The organism is Bradyrhizobium sp. SOJA106 (assembly GCF_059448745.1).
This window is the reverse complement of the sequence record NZ_CM182549.1, coordinates 1,646,706-1,661,833: the sequence shown is the minus strand read 5'-3', so window position 1 is coordinate 1,661,833 and position 15,128 is coordinate 1,646,706. Positions and strand designations below refer to the sequence as shown.

The window sequence follows — 15,128 nt, the reverse complement described above, 5'->3', positions numbered from 1 at the left end:
AAGCGCACTGTGCTGTTTGATTTGTCTTCTGAGCCACTGGCCCTAAAATCCGAAGACCGAGATCGGAGCGCATAGATAGGCAAAGACCTCATAGTTGTTTTTTTATGTCCTACATCCACAACTTGAATTATCCTTGTTTTTGAAGTACGTATTCCGGCCGCAATCGGACGTGCCGACGGACAATTGATGAAGAGGCAAGAAATCACTTGGTCCGACAACTCACCATAGGGCTTCGAACGTGGCTGTGGAATTTCGAGACCTACGCTGGGCGATCGCTGCGTCTCAGCATCGAAGCATCCGTCAAGCGGCAGAGACGCTTAGAATCAAGCAGTCGACGCTCAGTCGCTGCCTAAGAAGTCTCGAACACACGTTGGGCAGCAAACTATTCGAGCGTACCAACGGAGGTACGCGACCAACGATGGATGGTCGAGAATTTCTCGAGGATGCCCGGCGCATCATAGTCGAAGCTGAAGCAATGGCTGCTCGCCTCAAGTCCCGCTCGCGTCGCGAGAGTGGCCGGTTGAGCATCGGGATCCACACCTCCCTATCAGCCGGCAATCTCCGAGCCACCCTCCTCGAGCACCGGCACCGCTTTCCCGATGTCGATAGACAGTTTGTCGAGGGCGCGAGCGAGCATCTGATTTCGGACCTCGCCAGTTCAACCATCGATGTCGCTGTCGTGGCGGATCCTAATCCGAATTGGAGCGGCAAGTCATTGGTGCTCTGGAGCGAACGTGTTGTTGCGGCCCTTCCCGCGAAACATCCTCTGGCAAGTCATGACGTAGTTCACTGGGGCGAACTGCGGCGCGAACCGCTTTTGATGTCACAGCGTGGCCCCGGACCGGAACTCCTCAAGCTTCTCATCAGCAAATTAGGGTCTTCCGACCCCTGCAAGCTGCTTCGCCATGACGTGGGGCTCGACCGGCTTCTCTCCCTGGTAGGCATGGACTTCGGTATTCTCCTTGCGCTGGAAAGTGCGACTGGTGCGACTTATCCCGGTGTCATCTTCCGGGAGGTGCATGATGCCGAGGGGCCGACGCGGCTGAGCTTCCGCGTCTATTGGCCGCAGTCAAACGGCAATCCATTAGTAGGTCCGCTGCTCGACCTGCTTCGCGAACGTTATCCGGACCTTTCCGCCGCCCCGGGCGAGAATTGAGCAGCATTTCGTCGTGCCTTGGCAAAGGCCCGATCGGTTGCCATAAAGCGCTCGATCATCGGCGCGATCAATTTGGCAGGTTCGGTCGGCGTCGCCGCACTTCCGCTACGCGTCAGAATCTCGGCGTAGCTTTTGAGATTTCTGAAGACTGCCGCCGGCAGCTCGATCGTGAGCTTTACCGGCTTGTCGTCTTCGAGCGGTCCAAGCTTGAGTTTCGTCACGGTCTTCCTCCATTGCCGTAGGGGGCCAGGACTAAGCCGCGCGTAACAATGACCCGCACCGGGAAACCTGGCCGGATGGTCAGCGTCGGCTGGATGTTGAGCTGGCGCTGTACGATTTGCTGCCCGGTCTGGCTGATGCTGTTGGACGCGCCGCTGCGGATCACTTGAACAAGGTTGTTCTCATTCTGGCTTGTGCCCGCCTTCGCTCGGACGCTAAGCATAGTCGAAAGGACGGCGGCCTTGAACAGCATGCCCCAATAATTGTCGACCTCGTCCTGGAGGCCAGCGCAACCACCGGTCTCGGCTCCCGGCTGGCGCTCCAGCGCGATCGAGCTACCATTTGACATGATGATGCGGGTCCAGACCAGGAGGATTCGGCTCTGGCCGAATGCCACAGAACTATCGTACTGGCCGATCAGCTTGGCGGCCGCGCACGCAATTTCATTCCACCCGATAACGGCTTAGTTCAACAAGTATTCAGTCGTCGTAGGGAGCCAGCGTAGAGCAGAGAAAGGATACTTGCTGCATAGAAGGCCAATGACGCGGATCCTGCGAACAGTCTTTGCAACGGAGCTATCGCTACAGGCGGGCTTGCTTGAGTGTGACTGATCGACAACGAAGCCCCGGCGCGTCGCAATGCCGAGTTTCCGTGATTGACCGGCGCTCAAGAGGCCTCGCTCGTTCGGCTTAATGCGATCTGCTATTCAGGTCACACCTTGCGCTATGCAGCCGGCAATCCGACGTTAGTGCGGGCATCTTCGTATGCAGGCTTCGATGTGCTAAGGATTTTCCATGAAATTCCTCGTCGTCTCTATCGCGCGGGCTGGCTGCAGATCCGTCCGCGTCGGATGGATACAAACCTCATTCATGTAGCCATCCGGTAAGGGCGAGTCGAGCGCCGCGCGCATAGGGCGGCACATACAGTACGGAATGTGGTCGCGGCACCGCGAACAATAAGAGAGTATTGTAAGTCGGTGGAAGGCATATGGGTGGATCATGATCGCTCCAAAAGGCAGTCTGTCCACCCCAGTCATTGTTCCATTGTGTTGTGAGATTGAGAGAGTAGGCAACCTTTCGAATTCCCGGTGTTCCAGCCGGTTGCTTATCGGTATGCGTTGTTAGAAAATGTCCGGCCTCAAAGCGCGAAGCAAACCCGTCGACATGGATAAACTCGCCATGCCCGGTCGCCTCTGCAACAATGCGTCGGAATGTTGTGCCAGTCAGGTATTCAGCAATTGTGCGAAGAACTCCAGTGGCGCAACCATCACGCAGTCGTTCCACGAGCGGATAGCTCTTGAATAAATACTGGAACGATGCATTGGAACTGTACGGCTGGCGCCCGTCAGGACGAGAGCGCTCCCATTCCTTCCAGTCGAGACAGATCGGCGTTCCATCCGGGGCAATAGATACAACCGACCATGCATCGAACGACTGGAGAACTTTCGACGCAGCCGCGGCTGCATCAGGCGTGAGAAAATCCACTATCCTCGCAGATCCGAATGTCTGGAATTCCGCTCGAATTTTAGCTCGACGTTCTATGGTCAAATCGCATTCAGAAATTCGCAGCACTGAGTTACTCCTCACGGAGCAGCCGCCATCGCCGCAAGATGTGGCGACAGCGGGAGACAATGGGACATGGAAATTTAGGACGCCCTGGCCTTCAGCGAAACGATCTTGCCAAGCTTGCGATCCTCTGTCTTATCAATCCATTCCGATATGAGAGAACGAAGTTGGGGCCTTGAATTTCCGACATAGTCTTTCAACGCCTTCCAATCATTCCCTGCGAGAAACCGCCGGATTCTGGCAGTCTCCTCAGGAGAGAGCGGAATGTCCATGTGGAATTCCAAAACTGTTTCATCTGCTGGTGTGGCGTAGTCTGTCTTGAGGATCAGGTTTGGTACTGATGAGCCCATTTGCTAGCTCCTATCTTTCCTGCGATCGTTTTGGCCATCTCGGCCAGGCAGGATTGTAGATGGTCTGAGCCTCGCAAGAACCTCCAAGAGTTGGTAGAGTCGATGACCTGCGACGGGCTGGCGCAATGAAGTCAGCGCGATTCAAGAACTAGCAGGTCATCGAGATTACACAACAAAAGGAGCGGCAGCGGCGACGGCCGGTGTCTGCCACCAAGCACGGGATTTTCCGCGCGACGTTCTACAAGGTGGAAAGGCCAATACGGTTGCTTGGAAGTGTCAGACGCCAAGCGTGGCCGGGACGGCGCTCTAGAAGCGCCCATGCTCCAGGATCTTGAAGAAAAAACATAGCGCCGGAAGCCGCAAGGCGAGAGGCTGGTGCACCGCTGCCGACCACATTGAGGTGAGCGAACGGCGGAAGTGCAAAGTCCCACATCAGTTCGCTATCGCGGCGGGCGAGTTGATGAGGCAGTCGTACATACCCCTGCGCGAACTGGCGGCGGTCCGCCGGCGGCTCCGCTACAATCGCCTTCTCGCAGTAATTCGTCATGCGAGCGAACATGTGGCAAGCACCGATGAAGCCGCCTCAAGCAGACACTCAAATTCAATTGATTTCGCTTAACTGGGAGATCTTATCCTACAATTATGATCTAGGCTCGGGTGCATGTTTGCGTGCGCCACTTTTGCGACACAAGGGTAGAGGCATGAATATTCGCGAAGTAAGACAACTGTATGCCCGGCAGATACTGGCCATGGTCGGAGCAGATCGGGACAAGAAATTAGAAAAGGCATTTTCGGCTGTTCCGCGAGAACACTTTCTTGTAGGCCGTCGGTGGCACGCGGTGACTCCATGGGCTCCTCATTTGCGTTTGCAGACGAACGACCCCACACTTCTTTACCAAGATGTTGTCATCTCCCTTGATCCAAAACGCGGAGTTAACAATGGTAGTCCGTCGCTTCACGCGTGGCTGATGCACAGGGTCGGACCACTAACAGGGGCGACAGTTGTCCACGCAGGCGCGGGAACGGGGTATTTCAGCGCCATTCTTGCCGAACTAGTCGGCAAAAAGGGGCGAGTGTTGGCCATCGAATACGACAAGTCATTGGCGAAATTCGCAAGCAAGAACCTGAGACTTTGGGGAAACGTTGAAGTTTTGAATGCCGACGGCAAGAACTGCGCACTTCCATTGGCTGATCTCATTTACGTCAACTTTGCGGTAAGCCGACCAGCTGTCACCTGGATCGACAATCTGAAAGAGGGCGGACGTCTTCTATTTCCTCTTGGAACTCCCGAAGCGGAAGCCCGGTTTGTAGGACGACATGCGATGCATGCTGTCGCATTGTTAGTCAGACGTCGGAGAAAGGAGTTTGCAGCGGAGGCATTGCGCGAGGTGTCATTTGTTTTCGCTGAAGGAAGCGATGCTGCTGTCGGAGCGTCTGAGGAAAGACGGTTGAGGAAAGCACTTGCCTCCAAGGGATGGCAGAACGTTTCAACCCTCTATTGGAAGCAACGGGCGAAGGGACGATGTTGGTATGTTGCTAAGGATTGGGCATTAGGCGTCAAGAGCTGAAACCCGCCGCACTATCCGAACACCTCGCGGATTTTGGCGCCGCGGACGCTCTGCGCCCAGGGCTAATTAGATACTTCCAATTGGTTTAGTATCTGGATTCAGATGCGTAGCTGCGAACGCTCCAAATGGAGCTGCTCGATGTGCTAGAATCTTTCTGGGGGCAACGCGCAATTGGCTGGGCATAGGTTGTCTCGTGCTTTCGCTTCAACTGTGAAAGGCGCCGGACTTGATCGCGGAAGGATATTTAGGCGTGAGCCTCGGTTTCACCCACGCTTTGAGCGACGCCGAAAGCCAGGAATGATCGTATCCGACCATGGCACCGAATTCACCTGCAACGCCATGCTGGCTTGGTGCAAGGACGCAGCCATCGATTGGCACTTCATCGCACCGGGAAAGCCCATGCAGAACGGCTTCATCGAGAGCTTCAAGCGCGATGAGCTACTCAACGAGACTCTGTTCTGCGATCTTGACGACGCCCGCGCCAAAATCACCAATTGGGTCGCCGACTACAATCTCCAGCGTCCCCACCCGTGCCTGAAATACCTGACCCCCGCGGCCTACGCCGCCCACCTCACCGCAACGGACGATCGGCTGCGCAACCCCGACCAGCTCCGCAAATCGTCCGTTGCTTCAACCGCGCCACTTGGCATACAAAACCCCGAGACTCTAACTGCCGCTGGATGAAAATTCAGTGGCAGGTCAAGTCGGCACCAATTCAGGCTATTGCGGCGATGACCTGCGTTTGGTCTGCTTGGCGACATCAATGCTCCTTACGAACTGCATACTGTTTGGCTTCGTGGCAGTTGAGCACACACGACGGAAACAGAGCGCCGAGGAGACAGTTATGCGTCTCTGCGCTATCAGACTGCAAGCCGTAAATTCCGGATGGCTATTTTTACCTCGCCATGAGTGCGCGAAACTGAATGCCACGCTGGACTACAGATCATAAGCCGGGATCTTTCTCCTTATGGGTCTGACTGTCGCAACGGATCAAAGCCGCCGATTTCAGCATACTCGACCGATATCGCCTTTGGCTTGTGGCCACCGATCTGGCTGGGTTCAACGCTGCCGGTCTCGTCGCCCCCTTCAACCAGCCAATCGCCGTATTGCTTGAAACGCATGTTTGCGAATTCCTCGCCGTCGTCTCGGGCGGGCGAGCGCGGAAGGGGCGCTCGCCCGTCTGGGATTCTCGTCGGCACCTAAGCCAGTTCCAGCGTCTTGATCTTGCTGACGTCGACCTCGCGCTCGGCGTGCCATGCATCGTGGGCCGCCTGGAGGCGAAGCCAGATCGCCGGGCCGTTGCCGACCAGCTTTCCGATCCGGGCTGCCACGTTCGGGCTGACCGGCTTCTTTTCCGACAAGATGTCGTGCAGGTGCTGCCGCGAGATGCCGAGCGTCTCGGCGATCTCGCCCTTGGTCTTCTTGATGTCCTGAAGGATATCATCAAGGACCGCGCCCGGATGAGACGGGCAGCGGTCGGGGTTTCGCAAGGCTTTGTGCTCGGCCATTTGTCGCTCTCCAGCGGTGTCGGACCCTTCTTGGCCCCTATGGCGAAGCCGTGATGGCTTCAATATTCGCCTATTCGGCATTCAGTGGTATTGCTCGAAGTCAACGTTCGTTGCATCCCCTCCTTCAAATTCGAATGTGATGCACCATGGCCCGTTGACATGGATCGAGTACCGCACGGGTTTGCCTTCCAGCTTGTGGAAATTATAACCCGGCAGGTTCAGTTCGGACGTCTCCACAGCCTCGTTGAGCGTGTCGAGCCGAATGTTGATGCGTTTGTGCATCCTCTTGTCGATTTTCGACGTCTTTCCGGACGACCAGAAGTCGGCGAGAGCTTTGTTCCGGAAGGTCTTGATCATGTGCGATGTAAGCATTCTGTTGACCCCGTGTCAACGGATAGCTTACACATTTGTTCCGCGATCCGGCTGCCGTTTCCAGCTAAACCAGCCGCAACGCCAGTCTTGCGGTGATTGCTTTGTGCCGGGCGGGCATGATCCGGAGGGCGTCCCCTCCGCCGGGACGGGACCCGGCCGGAACTGACAAACCGGCGCCAATGCTGCACCCGGAGGGGGCTTGGCAATCGGCCGCAAATCGGAGAATCTGGCGGTGGGTGTGAGAACCCTGACTTGGACTATAGCGGCTCTTGGTGGGGTCGCCGAATGCACGAGGAAGGAGGCCTTGGCGGGCTTTCTGGGCGACTAGGGAGCGCCTTGGCGGGCGCGCCTCACCTGGCTACCATGGCCGGGGCGGCGCGTCATTTCCAGAACCGCAAGGCTTAAAAGCGCTGCCGACCAGTCATCCAGGCTGGTTCTCACCCCTCGGCTGCCAGTCTGCCACCGGCGCGGGCTGTGAGAAGCCATCCAACTGGACCCGAAATCATGACACATCAAATTAACAACCGCGGCGTGACAGATCGCGCACCCGCGCATGAGCCGGGCGTATGCGTAGCCACGAGATTCCTGATGAATAAGATCGTCACGACCATCGCCGTAGCGCCGCCGTTCCCTCGGTCCCGCCCGTGATCGCGACTGAAGCCGGTCGACGCTGCGTCATCGACAAATCCGCCTCGCTCGTCGAGCCGAACTGGCGCGAGCTGAGCAGATCGTCGAGATACTCCGCGATTGTCACTTGGCGGACGAGGCAAAGCTCGACGAGGCTGCGGCCGATCGCATGCTCTCCTATTTCCGTCGCAGAAATGTGCTCGTCGCACTCGATCCGACTGAAGAAGACGAAGACACTGAGATGTTCCATGCCGACGTAATTCCGTTTCTTTAACGCTATTCGTACGCATCCCCAAAAGATCGTCGCCATGGGCCCGGATCTTCGAAAAATCCAGGGCAGGATTTTCGAAGATCGCGACGAGATTGGTCGGGCGTTCGACCATCTCCTTTCCGGTTCCGAGCTTGGCCGACTCGTTGAAGTCCGGCATGTCGGATGGTCCGTTCGCCTGAGCGAGCGGCGCCAGGATTTTCTTGTTGATTTAATCGCCGATGTCCGGCCGCCCTTTGAGCCGGACCATGTCAGCAAAACTCGCAGCCTTCGGAATAGTGATCGGCGCGTATGGTTCGCCTGCGTAGCGATCACTGCTTTCAGACTGCAAGCCGCAAATTCCGGACGGCTATTTTTGCCTCGCCATGAGCGCACGGAACTGAATGCCACGCCGGACTACAGATCATAAGCCGAAGCTATTTCCTTATTGGCTTGGCTGTCGCAACGGATCAAAGCCGCCCATTTCAGCATACTTGCCGAGATCGCTTTTTGGCTTGTGGCCGCCGATCTGGCTAGGCTCAACACTGCCGGTCTCGTCAATCCGCTTCAAGCAGCCAATCGGCGCCCAGATTGTCGATCGACAGGCCGATATTGTGGAAGCTCATTTCGCGAGCGATCTCGGCCAAAAAATCGAGGTCGCGGATCGCCTCATCGCTGGCGATCTCAATCGTCAACCCGCCAAAGGCCGGATGCATCGGCATCCGGCGGCACGCCGCCAAGAGCCTACGCCGGCTCAGACCATCATCCGAATCCTTGCGCGCATGTCCGCCAAACAAAGCGGCCGAGAAATCTAAGGGAAAGGACGCTGACCACGAAGATTGAACAGCGCGCGGCGCGAGCTGATCGTCCTCTGGCGCGGGGTTCACCGCCTCGCCTTCTTAGGCGCGGGATCCGCCGGTGGCAGACGGCTGGGAAAATACCAGCCCCCGCGGTTGCTTATCGGCGCGCCCTTACCCGTCGTACGCCGGCGGTACGCGTCCCAGATCGGCCACTCCGGATCTTCTGTTCGCACGAAGACCTGCTGTCCTTTGGGGCGCAGGTCGACGATCGGGTGCCCCATGGTAATCCGGAACTCAATCCGATCGATGCCCATCGCTGCAAAGCAGTTCTCGAGCGTGATGTTGTCATCGACCGCATGGTGCATTGCCGATTCTGAAACCCCGGCGCGCATTGCGCGCCTTAGCAGCATTAGGACTTCGTCGTCGCTTTCCGAGCAGTAGAATTTCACGCGCATCCTTCCGCGGACGAGATAGCAACCCTTCATCCCGGGCTCCCCATCCTCGGCGTGCTCTACTGCGGCGTATCTCGGAATGTCCCGAATGTCTGGAGGCAAGCGCTCGCCGTCCTCCGAGAAACGAGGAGCCGATACCATCTGCATAGCGTCCGCGACGCGCCCGAAACCGAACTTCTCGATCCAAACGGAGAATGCAGTGGTCCAACCCGGACCGAGCGGCTGGTCGGGCCAAGCCTTGTGCTCCCAAATTTCGCGCAAGTGGCGCGCCGCAGCCTGCCATTCCGAGTTGGATGCCATCGTCGTTCGCCTGTGGATGGACGGTTCGAATCGTGTGGAATCCTACGCCCCGGCGGCTCCCACGAACCAGCTATGTTCATGCAGATACTGGTAGAAAAATATTTGTTGGGATGGACGAGCGACTCTTGAACCAGATCGGTGAGTTGCGGGGAAACCGATTCGACCGACCGACCGGACGAAACGTAACGGACCGACAGGCGCCGCCCTATCCACCCCAACCACATCTATCTTTCAGGAAGATCATGCCGTCGAACGCGGCCAGCTTGGCCTTCGCTTCGGATTCATATCGCCGTCTCGCCGTAACGAAGCGTCCTGTCGCTTTTTCAGTGAGCCTGCCGCCCCATGAACCATCCCCGTTCCGACCGGATGAGTCACGACCCCCAGCCGAGCAAGGTGTGGACCGCACGCGATTTTGCGGACACCGGCTCTCGGTCGGCCGTGGACGTCGCCCTCCATCGCCTCCGGAGCGACAACCGCATCAGGCGCATCGATCAGGGTCTCTATGACCTTCCGCGCACCAACCGGCTGACAAACAAGATTTCTCCGCCCGACTACAAGTCGGTGATTCAGGCGGTGGCGAGACGGGACGGCGCAAAGGTGCTGGTCGACGGTATAACCGCCGCCAATAACCTGGGCCTCACCAATGCCGTGCCGGCGAAGGTGGTCGTGTGGACCGACGCGCGCGGGAAGCCGATACATCTCGACAAAATGGTCATCGACTTCAAGAAGGTCGCGCCCAGCCGGCTTGTGTGGGCCGGCCGCCCGGCGGCGCAGTTAGTGCAGGCTCTGATCTGGTTGCGCGACGTTCTGCCCTCGGACGGCGACAAGATCGCAAAGCGTCTCAAGTCGATCCTAAACGACGGCGAGGACGGGCACCGCATGCGCAAGGATCTGCAAGACCACCTAGGCGATCTGCCCGCCTGGCTCGTTCCCCTGGTAAAGGATATCCTGAAGTCCGACGCGACGGCGCCGGATCCGCTGTCGCCGGCTCTCACACGAGAGAGGCGATCATGAGCGACCTGCCGCAGATCATCCGAGCGAGCGCTGACGACCGGCGAGGACTATTCCAGCAGACCGGACAACGTCTTTCATGCGCGCCGGAGAACGTCGAAAAGGACTTCTGGGTCTGCTGGACCCTCGATGCCCTCTACAACAGGGCGGGCATCGCGGAGCGTCTGCTCTTTAAGGGAGGCACTTCGCTCTCGAAGGCCTTCGATCTTATCCAACGGTTCTCGGAAGATATCGACATCACCGTGTTCCGCGACGACCTGCCGGGCGCACCTTTCCCGTCCGACGACGAGCTCCGCGGAGGGATCGAACCAGCGCAGGCGCAAGACATGCTTGGAGCCGGAGACTCGCGTCTTCATCGGCGCCATGCCGCCACGCGGCGCACTCCCCTCGCAAGTCATCACCAACGTCGAGGTGACGGATGCGGCCTGGCTCGTCACGAACAACGTGCCGCTCAATGCCGGGCTTGTCGGTATCATCGGCGCGCGTGGCTCCGGAAAGACCGCACTGGCCGACATCATCGCCGCCGGCGGGTACGCTCTCTCGCCCCATCTGAGCGAACGTTCGTTCATTCGTCGGGCCAGACCATCTGAACGAATCCTCGGCACACTTGACATGGGAGGATGGTGATCCGACCTCGAACGAACTACGACATGTCGAGTTGGAGGATTTTTGGGACTCGCCCCGTGTTCAGTACCTCTCCCAGCAGTTCGTAGACAGGCTTTGCTCGGCCGAGGGCGTCCCCGATGAACTTCTCGCCGAAGTCGAGCGTGTGATCTACCAGGCGCATCCGGACGAGGACCGGATGGGAACGACGGAATTCCGCGAGTTGCAGGATCTCCGCGCAGCGCGTGGACGCGCCCTGCGCCAAAGCCATGAGGAAGCCCTCGCCGAAGCTGCCTCAGAACTGAACCTCGAACGTGAGCGCAAGGCCGGGTTGCCCACGCTGCAGAAGCAGCGGGCCGAGAAGGCCGCATTGATCGCCAAGGACAAGCGCGATCGCAGCGGCCTGATCGGCAAGGGCGGAGCAGAACGAGCCAAGCTGCTTGATGAAGTCGCCACGGCCGCTGAGTCGGTTCGGTTTCAGGTCGAACAGGCACAGCGCAGACGCCAAGCACTTCTGGCGCTCAAGGATGAGGCCGACGACACCCGCAAGACGAAGGCGCCGGCACGCCTTCGCCAACTGCAGCAAGCTCATCCGGAGGCGGGACTGACCGCCGACCAGTGGAAGGCGTTTCTACTGGAGTTCGCCGGAGACATTGATGGGATTCTGTCGACGGCGATCAAGGCCGTCGACGCACGCATAAAGACGTTGTCGGCGCCGGCGGCGGGAGAACCAAGGATCGTTTCCGAAGCCCCGCCGGTGCAGGCCTCGCTGCTTCCGGACGGACGGCCTCATGCCGAGCTCACTCTCAGCCTGCTGAACAAGGAAGTGGCCCGCCTCCGCGCCCTGATCGGGATCGACGCGGAAAATGCGAAGGCATTTGCCCGCCTGTCCGAAAAGATCTCTCGCGACGAGGCAGCGCTGGCCAAGCTTGATCGCGACATCGATCTCGCGGAGAAGGCCGACGACCGGATCAAGCAACTCATGCAGTCGCGGCGCGAGAGTTACGCGTCCGTCTTCGACGGCATCATCGACGAGGAACGCGAGCTCTCCGATCTCTACGCGCCGCTCAAGGCCCACCTCGGGACGGAGGAAGGAGCGCTCGGAAAGCTCTCCTTCTCCATCCGGCGGGTCGTCGATGTCCGCGCATGGGCACAATCCGGAGAAGAGCTTCTGGACCTACGCAAGACGGGGCCGTTCAAGGGCCGGGGCGCACTCCTGGCAGCAGCAAAAGGCAGCCTTCAGGCGGCATGGGAAAAAGGATCGAGCGCCGCCGTCGCCGAAGCGATGGCACGTTTCCGCGATGCCCATGAGCATGATTTGGTCGAGCACGCGCCTGTCGAGCGCAGCAACGCAGCGGCTTTCCGCGAATGGGCGGGCCGCATCTCGAGCTGGCTCTATGGGACCGACCACATCACCGTGAGTTACGGCGTCCAGTATGAGGGCGTCGACATCGAGCAGCTCTCGCCGGGCACCCGCGGCATCGTTCTGCTGCTGCTTTACCTTGCGATCGACCGCGACGATGACCGGCCTCTAATAATCGATCAGCCCGAAGAGAACCTCGATCCGAAGTCGATCTTCGATGAGCTGGTCGAGCGCTTCGACGCGCCAAACAGCGGAGGCAGATCATCATGGTCACCCATAACGCCAACCTGGTCGTCAACACCGACGCCGATCAGGTCATCGTGGCAACCTGCGGTCCGCATCGACCGGGCCAATTGCCGGAGATCACCTATCAGAGCGGTGGTCTCGAAAACCCAGATATCCGCCGTCTGGTCTGCGAGATTCTCGAAGGGGGCGAAACCGCATTCCGTGAACGCGCGCGACGCCTGCGTGTCCAGATGTAAGGCGGAGGCCATCGCGATGGACGGACACAATTTCGAGAGATTGAAGGCTCACATCCTTCCCCTCTCGGTGTCTCGACGCTTCGACATCGCGCGCACCGAGTGGTCGCTGGTCGCGGTTGAGATCAGCGAGGAGTTCGATCAGTGCCCCTGCGGACAAAACATCAAGGAACATTGCTACATCCGCAACCGCGTGAACGGTAACGAGACCTACGTAGGTAATGTCTGCATCAACCGCTTCATCCAGATCGATACTGGCAATCTGTTCGATGGCCTGAAGCGCATCGCGAAGGACCTCACCGCGAACGCGAACAATGATCTCATCGAGCACGCCTATCGAATGGGCTATCTTTTTGGCGAGAAGGAGTACGCCTTTCTTAAGCAGACAATGCGAAAGAGAAATCTCTCTCCCGCGCAAATCGAGTGGAAAGCCAAAATAAACCGGCGGATCGTATCCCAAACTGTGGTTCGGAAGCGCACCGAGCTAACGAGCGCAACTTTGGGGGTGGCGCAAGATGCACATCGAAAAACTTTACTTGACCAATTTCCGATGCTTCGGACCTGCGGCATCGACGATCGACCTCATCCCCGGACTCACCGCCTTCGTGGGCGTGAACGGTGCGGGCAAGACGGCCGTTCTGCAAGCACTTCAGCGCCTGTTTGGGATAACCGGCGAACAACGCCGGCTTCGCCGGCAGGACTTCCACATTCCGGCCGCCGAGCTGGCGGCACCGGCGCAGCGTACACTGACACTAGAGGCGATCCTGGCTTTTCCCGAGTTGGAGGCAGGCGGGCCCAACGTCGGCGCCATTCCAGAATTCTTCCAGCAGATGGCCGCCGACGAGGCCGGTCGACTGAAATGTCGTCTGCGCCTCGAAGCGACTTGGACCGACGACGGCTCGCTTGAAGGGAGCATCGAACAGAAATATTGGGCCGTTCGTGCATTCGGCGCATTTGCGGAAGCTGACTGCATCGAGATGAAGCCGCTCGATCGCGCACGCATCCAAATGATCTATGTGCCGGCGTCGCGGGATGGTGCATCCCAGGTATCGGCTTTCCTGCGCGGTCGACTGTGGCGTGCGATCAACTGGTCGCAAGCGTTAGACAGACATTCGCTGATGCAGGCGCCACCCTAAACGGTGCTTTCGCGGCTGAGCCTGCGGTCGATATCGTCGTGGGCGCCGTCGCGCGGCGATGGCAGCAAGTGCATACCGCAGGCACCGACACAACACCGCTGTTTCGTCCGATCGATCTGCGCTTCCAAGAGTTCATCCGCAAGGTCGAGGTGGTGTTCCGGCCCGACGAAGCTCGCCGTGAACGCGCACTCGACGATCTAAGCGATGGGCAGCGATCGCTCTTCCATCTCGCGATGACGGCCGCCACCCTGGACGTCGAAGCCGACATTGCCGCAAACCCAGCGCGGCCAGGATTCCAGCCCGGAGGCGTTCCACTGCCGGCACTTACGCTCATTGCGGTCGAGGAGCCCGAAAATAACCTAGCGCCCTTCTACTTGTCGCGCATCGTTCGCCAGATCGAGGAACTGACAGCCGGCCCCCGAGCGCAAGCCATCATTTCTAGCCATTCGGCAAGCATCCTTGCTCGGGTAGACCCATCCCAAGTTCGGCACTTCAGGCTTAATCCAGCCGACCGAACGGCGCACGTCCGCGCAATCAGTCTACCGCCCAACCAGGAGGATGCGTCGAAGTTCGTGCGCGAGGCTGTCCGGACGTATCCGGAGCTCTATTTCGCTCGCTTTGTGTTGCTGGGCGAAGGCGCATCAGAGGAGGTCGTGCTACCGCGACTGGCTGAAACGATGGGCCTGGATATCGACCGCTCGTTCGTCGCGGTCGTTCCCCTAGGCGGGCGCCACGTGAACCACCTTTGGCGACTTCTGACCGATCTCAACATTCCCTACGCCACCCTGTTGGACCTTGACTGGGGACGAGACGGGGGCGGCTGGGGACGCATCAAGACTGCGTGTACCCAGCTCTTAGAAATCGGGGTCCCGCCACAGGCAATCTTCGCCCAACCCGATCCCGCAGGTCCAGCCGCGAACCTTGCGGCATTCGACAATCACGCCGCTGAAGACTTCCCCGCTCTGACCAATTGGGCAAACGCGCTCCGACAGCATGGCGTCTTCTTCTGCACCCCGCTTGATCTCGACTACTCAATGCTGCGGGCGTTCCCGGCAGCCTATCAAGTTCCTGAACCAGGACGACAAGGTCCATCGCAACGAGGAGACCCCCGCACCGCAGTTCTCGGCGAGGAGGGTCACCACGCCCTGTACGGACCCGACCGCGAGCAAGAGCTGCGCTGGTATCGCTATCTGTTCCTCGGTCGAGGCAAGCCCAGCACTCATGTTCGCGTTCTGAGCAACCAAGCCCCGCAGGCGTTGGCGGCAGGCGCACCAGAAGAACTGCGCGCACTTTTGACATCGATCTCCGTGCGCCTCGTGCCGCCGCCGCCCCGTCCGCCACAGAATCCACCGCGGCCACCGTTGCGCTAAGC

At 59.0% G+C, this 15,128-nt stretch carries 15 protein-coding genes and 5 pseudogenes; 10 read left to right on the top strand and 10 right to left on the bottom strand.

The genetic code is table 11. The features are described from left to right. The first annotated feature begins 238 nt into the window (after positions 1-238). Positions 239-1,156: a LysR family transcriptional regulator gene (locus tag AC5V87_RS07625; RefSeq protein ID WP_495370512.1), complete on the top strand. Its 918-nt coding sequence runs from the start codon at positions 239-241 to the stop codon at positions 1,154-1,156. On the opposite strand, the gene AC5V87_RS07620 is transcribed toward AC5V87_RS07625, so the two are convergent. The 4 genes and pseudogenes from AC5V87_RS07620 to AC5V87_RS07605 form a co-directional block, all read right to left on the bottom strand. After that, positions 1,120-1,377 carry a DUF2274 domain-containing protein gene (locus AC5V87_RS07620; protein WP_495370511.1) on the bottom strand — a complete coding sequence of 86 codons (258 nt, stop codon included), beginning with the start codon at positions 1,375-1,377 and terminating at the stop codon, positions 1,120-1,122. The genes AC5V87_RS07625 and AC5V87_RS07620 overlap by 37 nt on opposite strands. Continuing rightward, positions 1,374-1,802: pseudogene (locus AC5V87_RS07615) on the bottom strand (TraB/TrbI/VirB10 family type IV secretion system protein); the annotation flags it as partial. The pseudogene AC5V87_RS07615 and the gene AC5V87_RS07620, both read right to left, overlap by 4 nt. A gap of 436 nt (positions 1,803-2,238) precedes the next feature. Next, the gene (locus AC5V87_RS07610) at positions 2,239-2,946 is read right to left on the bottom strand and encodes a 2OG-Fe(II) oxygenase (protein WP_495370510.1); all 708 of its coding nucleotides are present in this window, start codon (positions 2,944-2,946) and stop codon (positions 2,239-2,241) included. Positions 2,947-3,020: 74 nt separating this feature from the next. After that, on the bottom strand, positions 3,021-3,290 hold the full coding sequence (locus AC5V87_RS07605; RefSeq protein ID WP_495370509.1) for a hypothetical protein: 270 nt from the start codon (positions 3,288-3,290) through the stop codon (positions 3,021-3,023). Between the two features lie 701 nt (positions 3,291-3,991). Between AC5V87_RS07605 and AC5V87_RS07600 the strand changes: the two genes are divergently transcribed. Together AC5V87_RS07600 and AC5V87_RS07595 are read left to right on the top strand one after the other, a co-directional pair. Continuing rightward, a complete protein-coding gene (locus AC5V87_RS07600; RefSeq protein WP_495370508.1) occupies positions 3,992-4,858 on the top strand; it encodes a protein-L-isoaspartate O-methyltransferase family protein in 867 nt (288 codons plus the stop codon). 279 nt (positions 4,859-5,137) lie between these two features. Further along, positions 5,138-5,542: pseudogene (locus AC5V87_RS07595) on the top strand (integrase core domain-containing protein); the annotation flags it as partial. A gap of 281 nt (positions 5,543-5,823) precedes the next feature. Here the strand turns inward: AC5V87_RS07595 and AC5V87_RS07590 are convergent. The 4 genes from AC5V87_RS07590 to AC5V87_RS07575 form a co-directional block, all read right to left on the bottom strand. Beyond that, a complete protein-coding gene (locus AC5V87_RS07590) occupies positions 5,824-5,979 on the bottom strand; it encodes a hypothetical protein (RefSeq protein ID WP_495370507.1) in 156 nt (51 codons plus the stop codon). Between the two features lie 78 nt (positions 5,980-6,057). Then, positions 6,058-6,366, bottom strand: a complete 309-nt coding sequence (locus tag AC5V87_RS07585; RefSeq protein ID WP_495370506.1) for a HigA family addiction module antitoxin — start codon at positions 6,364-6,366, stop codon at positions 6,058-6,060. Positions 6,367-6,447: 81 nt separating this feature from the next. Further along, complete coding sequence (locus AC5V87_RS07580; RefSeq protein WP_495370505.1) at positions 6,448-6,723, bottom strand: type II toxin-antitoxin system RelE/ParE family toxin; 276 nt, start codon at positions 6,721-6,723, stop codon at positions 6,448-6,450. Between the two features lie 616 nt (positions 6,724-7,339). Beyond that, the gene (locus tag AC5V87_RS07575) at positions 7,340-7,675 is read right to left on the bottom strand and encodes a hypothetical protein (RefSeq protein WP_495370504.1); all 336 of its coding nucleotides are present in this window, start codon (positions 7,673-7,675) and stop codon (positions 7,340-7,342) included. Here AC5V87_RS07575 and AC5V87_RS07570 point away from each other — a divergent pair. Next, positions 7,674-8,042, top strand: coding sequence for a hypothetical protein (locus AC5V87_RS07570; RefSeq protein WP_495370503.1), 369 nt, complete (start codon positions 7,674-7,676; stop codon positions 8,040-8,042). The two genes, AC5V87_RS07575 and AC5V87_RS07570, sit on opposite strands and share 2 nt — an antisense overlap. A 145-nt stretch (positions 8,043-8,187) precedes the next feature. Here AC5V87_RS07570 and AC5V87_RS07565 read toward each other — a convergent pair. Both AC5V87_RS07565 and AC5V87_RS07560 read right to left on the bottom strand, forming a co-directional pair. After that, a pseudogene (locus AC5V87_RS07565) lies at positions 8,188-8,343 on the bottom strand (diguanylate phosphodiesterase); the annotation flags it as partial. Between the two features lie 152 nt (positions 8,344-8,495). Next, a complete protein-coding gene (locus AC5V87_RS07560) occupies positions 8,496-9,164 on the bottom strand; it encodes a hypothetical protein (RefSeq protein WP_495370502.1) in 669 nt (222 codons plus the stop codon). Positions 9,165-9,506: 342 nt separating this feature from the next. Here AC5V87_RS07560 and AC5V87_RS07555 point away from each other — a divergent pair, with 342 nt between their 5' ends. The 6 genes and pseudogenes from AC5V87_RS07555 (at position 9,507) to AC5V87_RS07530 (ending at position 15,126) form a co-directional block, all read left to right on the top strand. Beyond that, positions 9,507-10,178 (top strand): DUF6088 family protein, encoded by a 672-nt coding sequence (locus AC5V87_RS07555; RefSeq protein WP_495370501.1) that lies wholly within the window; start codon positions 9,507-9,509, stop codon positions 10,176-10,178. Next, positions 10,175-10,381: pseudogene (locus AC5V87_RS07550) on the top strand (nucleotidyl transferase AbiEii/AbiGii toxin family protein); the annotation flags it as partial. The gene AC5V87_RS07555 and the pseudogene AC5V87_RS07550, both read left to right, overlap by 4 nt. Positions 10,382-10,505: 124 nt before the next feature. Beyond that, on the top strand, positions 10,506-10,802 hold the full coding sequence (locus AC5V87_RS07545; RefSeq protein WP_495372046.1) for a hypothetical protein: 297 nt from the start codon (positions 10,506-10,508) through the stop codon (positions 10,800-10,802). Positions 10,803-11,745: 943 nt separating this feature from the next. After that, positions 11,746-12,623: pseudogene (locus AC5V87_RS07540) on the top strand (AAA family ATPase); the annotation flags it as partial. Positions 12,624-13,135: 512 nt separating this feature from the next. Beyond that, the gene (locus tag AC5V87_RS07535) at positions 13,136-13,756 is read left to right on the top strand and encodes an ATP-dependent nuclease (protein WP_495370500.1); all 621 of its coding nucleotides are present in this window, start codon (positions 13,136-13,138) and stop codon (positions 13,754-13,756) included. 38 nt (positions 13,757-13,794) lie between these two features. Further along, positions 13,795-15,126 carry an ATP-dependent nuclease gene (locus tag AC5V87_RS07530; protein ID WP_495370499.1) on the top strand — a complete coding sequence of 444 codons (1,332 nt, stop codon included), beginning with the start codon at positions 13,795-13,797 and terminating at the stop codon, positions 15,124-15,126. Positions 15,127-15,128: the final 2 nt, after the last annotated feature.